The following is a 14125-nucleotide window of genomic DNA, read 5'->3' on the forward strand; positions in this document are numbered from 1 at the left end:
CGCTTCGCAGGCACGACCGCTCCCGGGGAGCGGGTACGTAGACTGGTGCCCGTGAGTGACATCCCCGGCGAGAACGACCAGCCAGACCCCACCGACTCCTTCGACGAGATCATCGCGGCGGAGACCACCCGCGACCCCGACCTCGCCGTCATCGAGGCAGGCAGCCGCACCCTGCGCACCCAGGGCGGCCCCCCGCAGGCCGACATCCCCGGGCGTCCGGAGGACCCCGAGGTGGACGCGGCCCTGCGCGGCGTCGAGACGGAGCTGGCGAGCCGCTGGGGCGAGACCAAGCTGGAGCCGTCCGTCGCCCGGATCGCCGCGCTGATGGACGTGCTGGGCGAGCCGCAGCGCGCGTACCCCTCCATCCACATCACCGGGACCAACGGCAAGACCTCCACCGCCCGCATGATCGAGGCTTTGCTCGGCGCCTTCGAACTGCGCACCGGGCGGTACACCTCGCCGCACGTGCAGTCGGTCACCGAGCGCATCAGCCTGGACGGGGCGCCGATCTCCGCCGAGCGGTTCATCGAGACGTACGAGGACATCAAGCCGTACGTCGAGATGGTCGACGCGCGGCAGGAGTACCGGCTGTCCTTCTTCGAGGTGCTGACCGGCATGGCGTACGCGGCCTTCGCCGACGCGCCCGTCGACGTGGCCGTCGTCGAGGTCGGGATGGGCGGCTCCTGGGACGCCACCAACGTCATCGACGGGGACGTCGCCGTCGTCACCCCCATCGACCTGGACCACACCGACCGCCTGGGTGAGACGCCCGGCGAGATCGCGGTCGAGAAGGCCGGCATCGTCAAGCAGGACGCCACCGTGATCCTGGCTCAGCAGCCGGTGGACGCGGCGCAGGTGATGCTGAAGAAGGCCGTGGAAGTCAACGCCACGGTGGCCCGCGAGGGGCTGGAGTTCGGCGTCGTCGCGCGGGAGGTCGCCGTCGGCGGGCAGCTGATGACCCTGCGCGGGCTCGGCGGCGAGTACACGGAGGTCTACCTGCCGCTGCACGGCGCCCACCAGGCGCACAACGCGGCGGTCGCGCTGGCCGCCGTCGAGGCGTTCTTCGGCGTCGGCGCGCAGCGCCCCGAGCCGCTGGACGTCGACACCGTGCGCAAGGCCTTCGCCGCCGTCGCCTCGCCGGGGCGGATGGAGGTGGTGCGGCGCTCGCCGACCGTGGTCCTCGACGCCGCGCACAACCCGGCCGGCGCCCGGGTCACCGCCGAGGCGGTCGGGGAGGCCTTCCAGTTCAGCCGGCTCATCGGTGTGGTCGGCGCCAGCGGTGACAAGAACGTACGGGGGCTGCTCGAGGCCTTCGAGCCGGTCTTCGCCGAGGTCGTCGTCACCCAAAACTCCAGCCACCGCGCGATGGACGCCGACGAGCTGGCGGGCATCGCCGTGGAGGTGTTCGGCGAGGACCGCGTCCAGGTCGAGCCGCGGCTGCCGGACGCCCTGGAGGCCGCGATCACGCTGGCCGAGGAGGAGGGCGAGTTCGCGGGCGGCGGTGTGCTCGTCACCGGTTCCGTCATCACCGTCGGCGAGGCCCGACTGCTCCTCGGAAGGGGCTAGAAACCGTGCGTACGCTCTGTGCTTCGACTCTGATCGGCGAGTTCTTCGTGATCGGCTTCGCCGGTCTGGTCGCCATGAAGGACCCGGACCTGTCCGTGGGGACGGTGTGGACGGTCAGCGGTATCGCGATGTTCCTGTGCGTGATGCTGTGCGGCTTCGTGACCCGCCCCGGCGGTGTCGCCTTCGGCTGGGCCCTGCAGATCGCCCTGATCGCCTCCGGCTTCGTGGTGCCGACCATGTTCTTCCTCGGGGCGGTCTTCGGCGCCCTGTGGTGGGCATCCGTGCACTACGGGCGGAAGATCGACGAGGCGAAGGCGAGGTTCGCCGCGCAGGCCGAGGCCACGGCGCCCGACGCGGCCTGACGGGGACCGGCGAGACCGGACGGCTCCCGACGCCGAGCGTGGCCGACCGTCGTCGCCCGTCACCACCTGACGCTGCGTGACGGGCGTCGCGACACGCCCGGTAACCTCAGTCATCACCCGCACACCCGCACCTCTCCAAGGGAGCCCCTCGTGACCCAGCGCAGCCTCGTCCTCCTCAAGCCCGACGCCGTCCGTCGTGGCCTGACCGGCGAGATCATCAGCCGTATCGAGCGCAAGGCCGGCTGGCAGATCACCGCGCTGGAACTGCGCACCCTGGACACCGAGACGCTGGAGCAGCACTACGGCGAGCACAAGGGCAAGCCCTTCTACGAGCCGCTGGTCGAGTTCATGTCGTCCGGTCCGGTCGTCGTCATGGTCGTCGAGGGCGAGCGGGTCATCGAGGGCGTGCGCGCGCTGGCCGGTCCGACCGACCCGATCGCCGCGGCGCCCGGCTCCGTCCGCGGGGACTTCGGTGTGATCGTCCGCGAGAACCTGATCCACGCCTCCGACTCCGAGGAGTCCGCCGAGCGCGAGCTGAAGATCTTCTTCCCGGGCCGCGTCTGAGCCTCCTTCCGGACACGCCGGAGCGGACTTTTTTCTGACGCCGCGTCAGTCGAATGGTTCGCGGTGGACCAGGGCGGTCGCGTAGAAGCGACCGCCCTGTGGCATATGCGCGCCTGTTCGGGGGAACGGATCCCACCGTTGGCCCGTCTCCACAAGCGAGGCGATGCGCCATCTGCTGACAATGGCGAAGACCCTCGCGCAGTGTTCGCGAAAGCGCGTCTACGATGGAAGCCTCCACGCGTCACTGCACCCACCTCGCCTACCTGAAAAGCCCTCAAAAGCTCCCGGGAAGGCCAGCCGAATCCTGATGGGGAACTCAATGTCGTTCATCGGCCGTGACATGGCTGTCGACCTCGGGACCGCCAACACGCTGGTGTACGTCAGGGGTCGCGGGATCGTACTCAACGAGCCGTCCGTCGTCGCGATCAACACCAACACCGGTGGCATCCTCGCGGTCGGCGCCGAAGCGAAGAAGATGATCGGGCGCACGCCCGGCAACATCGTTGCCGTGCGCCCGCTGAAGGACGGCGTCATCGCCGACTTCGAGATCACCGAGCGGATGCTCCGCTACTTCATCCTGAAGATCCACAAGCGGCGGTATCTGGCTCGTCCGCGGGTCGTCGTCTGTGTGCCCTCGGGCATCACCGGCGTCGAGCGCCGCGCCGTCATCGAGGCGTCGTCCCAGGCCGGCGCCCGACAGGTGCACATCATCGAGGAGCCCATGGCCGCGGCCATCGGCTCCGGCCTGCCGGTCCACGAGGCCACGGGCAACATGGTGGTGGACATCGGCGGCGGCACGACGGAGGTCGCGGTCATCTCGCTCGGCGGCATCGTCACCGCCCAGTCCATCCGCGTCGCGGGTGACGAGCTGGACAACGCGATCATCCAGCACGTGAAGAAGGAGTACAGCCTTCTGCTGGGTGAGCGCACGGCCGAACAGATCAAGATCACGATCGGTTCGGCGTACGACCTCGACTCCGACGAGCACACCGAAATCCGCGGCCGGGACCTCGTCTCCGGACTGCCCAAGACCGTCGTCATCTCCGCCGCCGAAGTGCGCAAGGCGATCGAGGAGCCGGTCAACGCGATCGTCGACGCCGTCAAGACGACCCTCGACAAGTGTCCGCCGGAGCTGTCCGGCGACATCATGGACCGGGGCATCGTCCTGACCGGCGGCGGCGCGCTGCTGCGCGGACTCGACGAACGGCTGCGCCGGGAGACCGGAATGCCGATCCACATCGCCGAGGACCCGCTCGACAGCGTCGCCCTCGGCAGCGGCAAGTGCGTCGAGGAGTTCGAGGCACTCCAGCAGGTGCTGGACGCCTCGCCGCGCCGATGACGTAACGCTTCGGTTCCGCCGTACGAGACGATCTCCTCTCGTGCGGCGGATCGTTGATATAGAGGGTTCCCGTACCGGACGTGCGTGAAGTGCCCGATGCGCCGCACGCACCCGACGTACCGAATCAACTCAATTCCAGAACACCGCCACGTACATTCCGAGATTGCCGAATTTCGACGAGGAAGGCACGGCCGCCGCACGTGAGGGACACGAAAGAGAGCCGGCTGCTCCTGGTGCTGCTGATCGCCATCGCGTTCGCACTGATCACGGTGGACATCCGCGGCGGGGAGGACTCACCGGTCGACGGTGCCCGGCAGGCCGCGGCCACCGTCTTCGGCCCGATCGAGAACGGGGTGTCGTCCGCCGTCGATCCGGTCGGCAACGCGGTCTCCGCGATCCGCGACTCCGGCGACCGGCACGACCGGCTCGCCGCACTGGAGACGCGGAACGCCGCTCTGAAGGCGAGGCTCGGCAGCGACGAGCGCGGCCGCAGCCGGCTCAGGCAGTTCGACAAGATGCTCGGGCTCGCCGGGGCCGGCCAGTACGGCATCAAGGGTGCCCAGGTCATCGCCATAGGAGCGGCCCAGGGCTTCTCCTGGACGATCACCATCGACGCCGGCGCCAACGACGGCATCGAGCGCGACATGACCGTACTCAACGGCGACGGCCTCGTCGGACGCGTGACCACCGTCGGCCCGAACACCGCCACCGTGCTGCTCGCCAACGACCCGGACTTCACCGTCGGCACCCGGATGGAGGCCAGTGACGAACTCGGCTTCGCCGCCGGCCAGGGCAGCCGCCCCCTGCGCGTCGAACTGCTCAACGGCAAGGCCGACGTCAAGAAGGGCGACCGCCTCGTCACCTTCGGCTCCCAGGCCGACAAGCCGTTCGTGCCCGGCGTGCCCGTCGGCACCGTCTCCCGCGTCGACCCCAACGGCGGCGACCTGACCCGCACCCTCGAGGTCACACCGTTCGTCGGCTTCACCAAGCTCGACATCGTCGGCGTCGTCGTCCAGGCACCGCAGAAGGACCCGCGCGACACGGTGCTCCCGGACAAGACGAAGCCGAAGCCCACGCCGACCGTGACGGTGACGGCCACCCCGTCCGCCGGAGCCGACCCCGAGGGCCAGGCACAGAACGACGAGGCCGGACAGAACGACGCCACCGGGCAGAACGGCCGGACAGAGCAGAACGACCAGACAGAGCAGAACGAGCAGACCGAGCAGTAGGAGCTTTCACCCCATGCGCGTCAACCGGATCCTGCTGTCCGTCGCCCTGGTCGTCGTCGCCCTGGTGATCCAGGTGAGCGTCCTCGCCCGCCTCCACCTGCCCGGCGCCGTCCCCGACCTGCTGCTGCTCACCGTCCTCGGCCTCGCCCTGGTCTACGGCCACCTGGGCGGCGCCCTCGTCGGCTTCGGCGCCGGACTCCTCGCCGACCTCGCCCCGCCCGCCGACCACGCCGCCGGCCGCTACGCCCTGGTGCTCTGCGTCATCGGCTACCTCGCCGGTCTCGCCAGACCGGACAACGGGCGGCTCCGGTCGGCCACCGGCCCCATGGTCGTCGTGGTCGCCGCCGCCATCGGCACCACCCTGCTCTACGCGGGCGTCGGCGCCCTCGTCGGCGACACCGCCGCCCGCCATGTCGGCCTGCCCAGCCTGCTGTTCACGGCCGCCCTGTACGACCTGCTGCTCGCGCCCTTCGTCGTCCCCGGCATCATGGCCCTCGCCCGGCGCGCCGAGAACGACCCGCTGGCCGACACCAACACCGCCGCCCAGAGCCCCGACATCTCCTCCGGCTGGCTCTCCGGCGGCACCGGCCTGCGCATCGGCGGACAGCGCGGCGGGCTGCGGGCGAGGACGGCCCGGGCGCGCGTGGCCCGCGCCGGACGCATCAAGGGGGTCAAGCGGCTGTGACGACGCGGCAGTACGAGCCGGCACGGCGGCACAGCGCGGCACGGCAGCGCAGGCCCGCACGGCGGCACGGGGCGGCACGGCAGTACGAGCCGGCGCGGCCGCGCCCTTCGACACCGCAGCACACAAGGAGCACGCATCTCGTGAGGGGGAGGCAGCAGTGACCAACATCCCCGAGACCGGCCGCAGCACACGCGTCCAGACCCGGCTCGTCGTCATCCAGATCCTCGTCCTCTCCCTGCTCGCCACCCTCGGCGGCCGGCTCTGGTACCTCCAGATCCGCCAGGGCGACGAGTACGCCGAGGAGGCCTCCGGCAACCACGTCCAGCAGGTCGTCCAGCCCGCCACCCGCGGCTCGATCCTGGACGCCCGCGGCGTGGCGCTCGCCGACAACGAGACCCGGCTCGTCGTCTCCGCCTCCCGCACCGACCTGCTGAAGATGAAGGACGACGGCAAGGCCGTCCTCACCAAGCTCGCCGGCGTCCTCGGCATGAAGCCCCAGGACGTCATCGACAAGGTCCGGCTGTGCGACGCCGAGACCCCCCAGCCCTGCTGGAACGGCTCGCCCTACCAGCCGATCCCCGTCACCGACGAGGCCACCGTCAAGCAGGCCCTGCAGATCCGCGAGCGCGCCGAGGACTTCCCCGGCATCACCGCCGAGCCCATGGCCGTACGCCGCTACGCCGCCCCCGGCAAGTCCAACACCGCCCAGGTCCTCGGCTACCTCTCACCGGTCACCGACGAGGAGCTCCAGAAGGCCCAGGACACCGACTCGCCCTTCCTGCGCTCCGACCAGGTCGGCCGCTCCGGTCTGGAGCGCCAGTACGACAAGGCACTGCGCGGCAAGGCCGGCGTCACCAGCTACGAGGTCGACAACCTCGGCCGCGTCATCGGCGAGGCCGAGGCCGACCCGGGCACCCCCGGCTCCAACCTCGTCACCAGCATCGACGCCCGCGTCCAGCGGGTCGCCGAGTACGAGCTGAACGAGGCGATGAAGGCCGCCCGCAAGGAGATGGACCGCAACACCAACCGGACCTACGAGGCCGACGCCGGCGCCGTCGTGGTGATGGAGGCCAAGACCGGCCGCGTCGTCGCCATGGCCTCCAACCCCGACTACGACCCCAACGCCTGGGTCGGCGGCATCTCCGCCAAGGACTACAAGAAGCTCACCGGCAAGGACTCCAACTACCCGCTGCTCAACCGCGCCACCCAGGGCCAGGCGGCCCCCGGCTCCATCTTCAAGGTGGTCTCCTCGGCCGCCGCCGTCGAGGCAGGCTACGACTTCGACGGCAACTACGACTGCTCCAGCGCCTACGACGTCGGCGGCCAGGTCTTCAAGAACTTCGAATCGGCCAGCTACGGCCCGATCAGCCTCGGCCGCGCCCTGGAACTCTCCTGCGACACCGTCTTCTACCGCCTGGCCCACCAGGAGTGGAAGAAGGACGGCGGCATGAAGCCCAAGGACCCCGACGACTTCTTCTACAAGGCCGCCCACCAGTTCGGCCTCGGCGCCAGGACCGGCATCGACCTCCCCAACGAGGTCACCGGCCGCGTCCCCGACCGCCAGTGGAAGCAGGACTACTGGAAGGCCAACAAGGACGCCTGGTGCAAGACGGGCAAGAAGGACGGCTCGTACGTCGAGAAGATCGCGTACGAGAACTGCCTGGAGGGCAACAAGATGCGCGCCGGTGACGCCATCAACTACTCCATCGGCCAGGGCGACACCCTCGTCACCCCCATCCAGATGGCCACCATCTACGCGGCCATCTCCAACGGCGGCACCCTCTACGACCCGAGCATCGGCAAGGCGATCGTCAGCCCCGACGGCAAGACGGTCGACGAGATCGCTCCCACGGCGCACGGCAAGCTGCCGATAAGCAGGACCACGCTCGCCAAGATGGACGAGGCCCTCGCCGGCGTCGCCACCCGCGGTACCGCCGCCTGGCGTTTCGCGCAGGTCGGCTGGCCGCAGGACAAGATCAAGATGCACGCCAAGACCGGTACCGCCGAGGTCTACGGCAAGCAGACCACGTCCTGGTTCGCGACGTACACCAAGGACTACTCGATCGTCATGACGATCTCCCAGGGCGGTACGGGCTCCGGCGCCTCGGGCCCCGCCGTCCGCAACATCTACGACGCGCTGTACGGCGTCTCGGACGACGGCGACATCGACAAGAAGAAGGCGCTGCTGCCCCAGCCGCAGGCGAAGCTCCCGAAGATCAAGGCGGACGGGACCATCCTCTCCCCGAAGATGCCCAAGGACGTCGTGAAGGAGCTCCAGCCCGACGAGAAGGCCTCCCCGGACGAGGAGTACGCCCCCGTCGAGGAGCAGGAACAGGGCGCGACCACGCCCAACCAGAACGGGGAGAACCGCGACACCCGCAGGCGCCGACGGCGCGGCGGCCCCCGGGGCGGAAACGGAAGAGGCCGGAGGGCACGCGCATGACCGGGGCCAACAGCTTCCAGGTCTCCGGATACGGACCCGAGAAGGCCGGCTGGACCCGGCTCTTCGCCCGGGACTCCATGGCGCGACGGCTCGACTGGCCGATACTGCTGGCCGCCGTGGCCCTCTCCCTGATGGGCTCGCTGCTCGTCTACTCCGCGACCCGCAACCGCACCGAACTCAACCAGGGCGACCAGTACTACTTCCTGACCCGGCACCTCCTGAACACCGGCATCGGGCTCTGCATGATGGTCGCCACCGTCTGGCTCGGCCACCGCGCCCTGCGCACCGCAGTACCGGTCCTGTACGGCTTCTCGGTGTTCCTGATCCTGCTGGTGCTCACCCCGCTCGGCTCGACCATCAACGGCGCCCACTCCTGGATCAAACTCCCCGGCGGCTTCTCCCTCCAGCCCTCGGAGTTCGTGAAGATCACGATCATCCTGGGCATGGCGATGCTGCTGGCCGCCCGCGTCGACGCCGGGGACCGGCCCCACCCGGACCAGCGCACCGTGCTCCAGGCCCTGGGCCTGGCCACCGTGCCGATGCTCATCGTGATGCTCATGCCCGACCTCGGATCGGTCATGGTCATGGTCATCATCGTGCTGGGCGTGCTGCTCGCCTCCGGTGCCAGCAACCGCTGGGTCTTCGGACTGCTCGGCGCCGGCACCGCCGGGGCGCTCGCGGTCTGGCAGCTGGGCATCCTGGACGACTACCAGATCGCCCGCTTCGCCGCCTTCGCCAACCCGGCCCTCGACCCCGCGGGCGTCGGCTACAACACCAACCAGGCCCGCATCGCCATCGGCTCCGGCGGACTGACCGGCTCCGGCCTCTTCCACGGCTCGCAGACCACCGGCCGGTTCGTCCCCGAACAGCAGACCGACTTCGTCTTCACCGTGGCCGGCGAGGAACTCGGCTTCCTCGGCGCGGGCCTCATCATCGCCCTGCTCGGCGTCGTCCTCTGGCGCGCCTGCCGGATCGCCCGCTCCACCCCCGACCTGTACGGGACGGTCGTCGCCGCCGGAATCGTCGCGTGGTTCGCCTTCCAGACCTTCGAGAACGTCGGCATGACCCTCGGCATCATGCCGGTCACGGGCCTGCCCCTGCCCTTCGTCTCCTACGGCGGGTCCTCCATGTTCGCCGTCTGGATAGCGGTGGGGCTGCTCCAGTCGATCACCGTGCAGAGACCGATGTCGGCCTGAGCCCGAGCCCCCGAGCCCCCGAGCCCCCGAGCCCCCGGGCCCCCGGGCCCGGGGACGGAGGCGGTACGGGGGAGCGTCCTCGCCGGGTTAGGCTGGATGGTCCCCCTGTCAGCACACAAAGGTCCCGTGAGATGCCTGCCGAAGCCGCCGAGTCTGTGTCTTCCGTGTTTCCGCAGCTCGAAGCTCTGCTCCCGCATGTGCAGAAGCCGATCCAGTACGTCGGCGGAGAGCTCAACTCCACGGTCAAGGACTGGAAATCCTGCGACGTCCGCTGGGCCCTGATGTACCCCGACGCCTACGAGGTCGGCCTGCCCAACCAGGGCGTCATGATCCTCTACGAGGTACTCAACGAGCAGCAGGGCGTCCTCGCCGAGCGCACCTACAGCGTGTGGCCGGACCTGGAGGCGCTGATGCGGGAGCACTCCGTCCCGCAGTTCACGGTCGACAGCCACCGACCGGTGGGCGCCTTCGACGTCTTCGGCCTCTCCTTCTCCACGGAGCTGGGCTACACCAACATGCTCACCGCCCTGGACCTGGCGGGCATCCCGCTGGAGTCCAGGGACCGCGGCGTCGACGACCCGGTCGTCCTGGCCGGCGGACACGCGGCCTTCAACCCCGAGCCGATCGCCGACTTCATCGACTGCGCGGTCATCGGCGACGGCGAACAGGCCGTCCTGGAGGTCACCGCGATCATCCGCGCCTGGAAGGCCGAGGGCCGCCCCGGCGGCCGCGAGGAGCTACTCCTCCGCCTGGCGAAGACCGGCGGCGTGTACGTCCCCGGCTTCTACGACGTCGAGTACCTCCCCGACGGCCGTATCGCCCGCGTCGTCCCCAACCGCTCCGGCGTCCCGTGGCGCGTGTCCAAGCACACGGTGATGGACCTCGACGAGTGGCCCTACCCCAAGCAGCCCCTCGTCCCGCTCGCCGAGACGGTGCACGAGCGGATGTCCGTGGAGATCTTCCGCGGCTGCACCCGCGGCTGCCGCTTCTGCCAGGCGGGCATGATCACCCGCCCGGTGCGCGAGCGCTCCATCACCGGCATCGGCGAGATGGTCGACAAGGGCCTCAAGGCCACCGGCTTCGAAGAGGTCGGCCTGCTCTCCCTCTCCTCCGCCGACCACACGGAGATCGCCGACGTCGCCAAGGGGCTCGCGGACCGGTACGAGGAGGACAAGATCGGCCTGTCCCTCCCCTCCACCCGCGTCGACGCCTTCAACATCGACCTGGCCAACGAGCTGACCCGCAACGGCCGCCGCTCCGGCCTGACCTTCGCCCCCGAGGGCGGTTCCGAGCGCATCCGCAAGGTCATCAACAAGATGGTCTCGGAGGACGACCTCATCCGGACCGTCGCGACGGCCTACGGCAACGGCTGGCGCCAGGTGAAGCTGTACTTCATGTGCGGCCTGCCCACCGAGACCGACGACGACGTCCTCCAGATCGCCGACATGGCGACCCGGGTCATCGCCAAGGGCCGCGAGGTCTCCGGCTCGGGCGACATCCGCTGCACCGTGTCGATCGGCGGTTTCGTCCCCAAGCCCCACACCCCCTTCCAGTGGGCCCCGCAGCTCTCCGCCGAGGAGACGGACGCCCGCCTGCAGAAGCTGCGCGACAAGATCCGCGGCGACAAGAAGTACGGCCGCTCCATCGGCTTCCGCTACCACGACGGCAAGCCCGGCATCGTCGAGGGCCTCCTGTCCCGCGGCGACCGCCGCCTCGGCGCCGTCATCCGCGCCGTCTACGACGACGGCGGCCGCTTCGACGGCTGGCGCGAGCACTTCTCCTACGACCGCTGGATGGCCTGCGCCGACAAGGCCCTGGAGCCGACCGGCGTGGACGTCGACTGGTACACCACCCGCGAGCGCGGCTACGAGGAGGTCCTGCCCTGGGACCACCTCGACTCCGGCCTCGACAAGGAGTGGCTCTGGGAGGACTGGCAGGACGCCCTCGACGAGACCGAGGTCGACGACTGCCGCTGGACCCCGTGCTTCGACTGCGGGGTATGTCCTGCCATGGACACGACAATTCAGGTCGGCCCGACCGGGAAGAAGCTGCTGCCGTTGTCCGTGGTCGAGTAGGGGCGCTCGACGTGACGCCGCGGGATCCGAAGCGGGTTCCGCGGCGTCTTCATGGGCATGGTGGATCTGGAGAAGGCATCCGGCCCGGGGCCGCGGGGAGAGCCGGTGCGGCGGTCGGACGCCGAGGGGTGTCTCGCCGCGGCGATCCGGGTCCCGGTGCGCATTGTCGTGCTCGTGCTGGTCGTGCCGGTACGCATGCTGTGGGACGTGCTGGCCGTCGCGGGGCGGTTCCTGCGGGACACCGTGCTGCGCCCCGTCGGGCGGGCCCTGGCGTGGCTCGGCCGGGCCGTCTTCGTGTGGCCCTTGGCCGGGGTGTGGCGGTACGTCGTCGTGCCGGCGGCCAAGGGAGTGGCCCGGCTGGGGAACGTGCTGCTGGTCGTGCCGGCGGTGTGGGTGTACCGCCGGGTGCTGACACCGGTGGGTCACAAGCTCGCCTGGTTCCTGACGGGGGCGGGCGCGGTACTCGCGGCCGTCGGACGGGGGCTGTACGCCGGTCTGGCCCGGCTCGCCCGGTATCTCGTCGTCGTGCCGGCCGGGTGGCTCCACGCCTGGGTACTCACCCCGGTCGGCCACGTGCTCGCCCGGTGCGGCCAGGGGCTGGTGTGGTGCGGCAGGCAGGTGGCCCGGGGCCTGGGGCTGGTCGTCACCGGTGTCGGCCTCGTTCTGTACTGGACCGTCCGGGTGCTGCTGGTGCTGCCGGCCCTCGCCGTGTGGCGGTGGGTGCTCGCCCCGGTCGGCCGGGTCCTCGCCGTCGTCGGACGGGAGGTCGCGGACGCCCTCGGGCACGCCTGGCGGATCGCCGGGCACCTCTCGCGCGTCGTCGGGCGGTTCCTCGGCGCCCTCCTGCGGTGGACCGTGGTCGAACCGGTGCGATGGGTGTACCGGAGCGTGCTGGCCCCGGTGGGGCATGCCGTGCGGGACACCGTTCTGCGGCCCCTCGCCGAGGCCGGGCGCAGCGCGGGGCGGACGGCCCGGCAGGCGCTGGCCTCCGCGCGGCTGTCCGTGCGGCAGGCCCGCGCCGACGTGCGCCGGATGCTTTTCGGGAAGCCGGTCGGAGAGCCGGCGAAGCGGCAGCCGGTGGCCCGGCGGGAACCATCCGCCGCCGAGGCACGTACTCTTGGTAGCAGTACGACCGCTCTCACGAAGGACTGAACGACACTGGGCAAGCGACAGCCCGAAGGCCCGCCGCCCGTTCCCGCGGTGCAGCGCATCCGACTGCGCTACACCAAGCGCGGCCGCCTCCGGTTCACCAGCCACCGTGACTTCCAGCGCGCCTTCGAGCGTGCGCTGCGCCGCGCCGAGGTGCCGATGGCGTACTCGGCGGGGTTCACCCCGCACCCGAAGGTGTCGTACGCCAATGCCGCACCCACCGGCACGGGCAGTGAGGCGGAGTATCTGGAGATCGCGCTCACCGAAGCGCGCGACCCGGAGCGGCTCCGGCTGCTCCTCGACGAGTCGCTGCCCGCCGGGCTCGACGTCGTCGACGCGGTCGAGGCCCGGACCTCCGGGCTCGCCGACCGGCTGACGGCCTCCGTGTGGGAGCTGCGGCTGGCCGGTGTGGAGTCCGCCGAGGCCGAGAGGGCCGTCGCGGCCTTCAACGCGGCCCCGGCGGTGGAGGTCCAGCGCCGTACGAAGAACGGCGTCCGTACCTTCGACACCCGCTCCGCCGTCGCGCACCTCGAGAGTGTCACCACGCACGGTTCACCGGCTGATAGGCCGACCGACCAGCCCTGTGCGATACTGCGGCTGGTTGTTCGGCACGTGACGCCTGCCGTACGACCCGACGACGTCCTGTCCGGTCTTCGCGCCGTGGCCGACCTGGCGCCGCCGGTCCCCGCAGCGGTGACCAGGCTGGCGCAGGGGCTGTTCGATGAAGAGACCGGTGCGGTGACCGACCCGCTCGCGCCCGACCGCGAGGCAGAAGCGCCCGAGCCGCAACCGGCCGCCGCTTCCGCCGCCGCGAAGGCGTCGGCGTAAGGAAGGTTCCGCTAGGGACGGACGTCGTAGCGCCGCCCTCGAACTCGGGAGCCACCTGGGTCGGGCAGCGCACCGACCACAAGACTTTCGCCAGGCCGTGCACGACAAGGGGTACGGAACCGGCGAGACAAGACAACGGAGAGCTTCCGAGCGGCGCCCGCGCCCCGGACGGCGGCGACCGCGCATCGCGCGAGCCGTGGACGTCACCGGCGGTCGACATGATCGATGCCGGACCGGGCGCGGCGCCCGGGAGCCTGACGGGAGATACCCCCGCATGCTCGAACCGACCGAACCCACCGAGTCGTCGACCACCTCGACGGACTCCGATGCGAACACCCCCAGCGACACCCTGCCGCCGCGTCGTCGGCGCAGGGCCGCGTCCCGCCCGGCGGGTCCGCCGTCCGGCGCCTCCGGCACACCGGCGGAGACCGTCGCACCGGCCGACATGACGCCCGCGACCGACCAGGCGGAGGAGGCGGAGGCCGAAGAGACCGTCCCCGAGACGGCTCCGGAGCCCGTGCCCGCCGCCCGGCCGCGGCGCCGTGCCGTACGCCGTGCGTCCGCGCCCGTCGGGGCCCCGACGGCGGCGGACGCGGCCGAGACCGTCGTTTCCGCTTCCCCCGCCCCCGAGGCGCCGGCGCAGGCCGTCACACCCGAGCCGGCCGCCGAGGATGCCGCTCCGCGGCGTG

The 14125-nt window shown here is 70.8% G+C and carries 11 protein-coding genes and 1 pseudogene; all 12 read left to right on the forward strand.

Features of this window, described 5'->3' with window-relative positions; all coding sequences use genetic code 11:
• Positions 1 to 51: 51 nt before the first annotated feature.
• A complete protein-coding gene (locus tag ACGFYH_RS00310) occupies positions 52 to 1566 on the forward strand; it encodes a bifunctional folylpolyglutamate synthase/dihydrofolate synthase (RefSeq protein WP_393800880.1) in 1515 nt (504 codons plus the stop codon).
• Between the two features lie 5 nt (positions 1567 to 1571).
• A complete protein-coding gene (locus ACGFYH_RS00315; protein ID WP_393800881.1) occupies positions 1572 to 1928 on the forward strand; it encodes a DUF4233 domain-containing protein in 357 nt (118 codons plus the stop codon).
• 150 nt (positions 1929 to 2078) lie between these two features.
• Entirely contained in the window at positions 2079 to 2492 is a 414-nt protein-coding gene (ndk, locus tag ACGFYH_RS00320; RefSeq protein ID WP_393800882.1) for a nucleoside-diphosphate kinase, read from the forward strand.
• A gap of 319 nt (positions 2493 to 2811) precedes the next feature.
• Positions 2812 to 3831: a rod shape-determining protein gene (locus ACGFYH_RS00325; protein ID WP_007449816.1), complete on the forward strand. Its 1020-nt coding sequence runs from the start codon at positions 2812 to 2814 to the stop codon at positions 3829 to 3831.
• A gap of 200 nt (positions 3832 to 4031) precedes the next feature.
• Complete coding sequence (gene mreC, locus ACGFYH_RS00330; RefSeq protein ID WP_393800883.1) at positions 4032 to 5060, forward strand: rod shape-determining protein MreC; 1029 nt, start codon at positions 4032 to 4034, stop codon at positions 5058 to 5060.
• Positions 5061 to 5073: 13 nt separating this feature from the next.
• A complete protein-coding gene (mreD, locus tag ACGFYH_RS00335) occupies positions 5074 to 5745 on the forward strand; it encodes a rod shape-determining protein MreD (protein ID WP_393800884.1) in 672 nt (223 codons plus the stop codon).
• A 157-nt stretch (positions 5746 to 5902) separates the two neighbouring features.
• Entirely contained in the window at positions 5903 to 8188 is a 2286-nt protein-coding gene (gene mrdA / locus ACGFYH_RS00340) for a penicillin-binding protein 2 (protein ID WP_393800885.1), read from the forward strand.
• Positions 8185 to 9384 (forward strand): rod shape-determining protein RodA, encoded by a 1200-nt coding sequence (gene rodA / locus ACGFYH_RS00345; protein ID WP_393800886.1) that lies wholly within the window; start codon positions 8185 to 8187, stop codon positions 9382 to 9384. The genes mrdA and rodA overlap by 4 nt, the downstream gene beginning before the upstream one ends.
• A 131-nt stretch (positions 9385 to 9515) precedes the next feature.
• Positions 9516 to 11459 carry a TIGR03960 family B12-binding radical SAM protein gene (locus tag ACGFYH_RS00350; protein WP_393800887.1) on the forward strand — a complete coding sequence of 648 codons (1944 nt, stop codon included), beginning with the start codon at positions 9516 to 9518 and terminating at the stop codon, positions 11457 to 11459.
• A gap of 51 nt (positions 11460 to 11510) precedes the next feature.
• Positions 11511 to 12611 (forward strand): hypothetical protein, encoded by a 1101-nt coding sequence (locus ACGFYH_RS00355; protein WP_393800888.1) that lies wholly within the window; start codon positions 11511 to 11513, stop codon positions 12609 to 12611.
• Positions 12612 to 12659: 48 nt separating this feature from the next.
• Positions 12660 to 13436 carry a TIGR03936 family radical SAM-associated protein gene (locus ACGFYH_RS00360; protein WP_393800889.1) on the forward strand — a complete coding sequence of 259 codons (777 nt, stop codon included), beginning with the start codon at positions 12660 to 12662 and terminating at the stop codon, positions 13434 to 13436.
• 274 nt (positions 13437 to 13710) lie between these two features.
• Positions 13711 to 14125, forward strand: a pseudogene (locus ACGFYH_RS00365) (hypothetical protein); the annotation flags it as partial.

Origin of the sequence: Streptomyces sp. NPDC048392 (genome assembly GCF_043200575.1) — a bacterium.
Taxonomy (GTDB): Bacteria; Actinomycetota; Actinomycetes; order Streptomycetales; family Streptomycetaceae; genus Streptomyces.

What these genes read in the sequence shown, in the direction of transcription:
- ACGFYH_RS00325 (WP_007449816.1), top strand. Translation starts at nt 2,812, where the DNA reads ATGTCGTTCATCGGCCGTGACATGGCTGTCGACCTCGGGACCGCCAAC.
- mreD (WP_393800884.1), top strand. Translation starts at nt 5,074, where the DNA reads ATGCGCGTCAACCGGATCCTGCTGTCCGTCGCCCTGGTCGTCGTCGCC.
- rodA (WP_393800886.1), top strand. Translation starts at nt 8,185, where the DNA reads ATGACCGGGGCCAACAGCTTCCAGGTCTCCGGATACGGACCCGAGAAG.
- ACGFYH_RS00350 (WP_393800887.1), top strand. Translation starts at nt 9,516, where the DNA reads ATGCCTGCCGAAGCCGCCGAGTCTGTGTCTTCCGTGTTTCCGCAGCTC.
- ACGFYH_RS00355 (WP_393800888.1), top strand. Translation starts at nt 11,511, where the DNA reads ATGGGCATGGTGGATCTGGAGAAGGCATCCGGCCCGGGGCCGCGGGGA.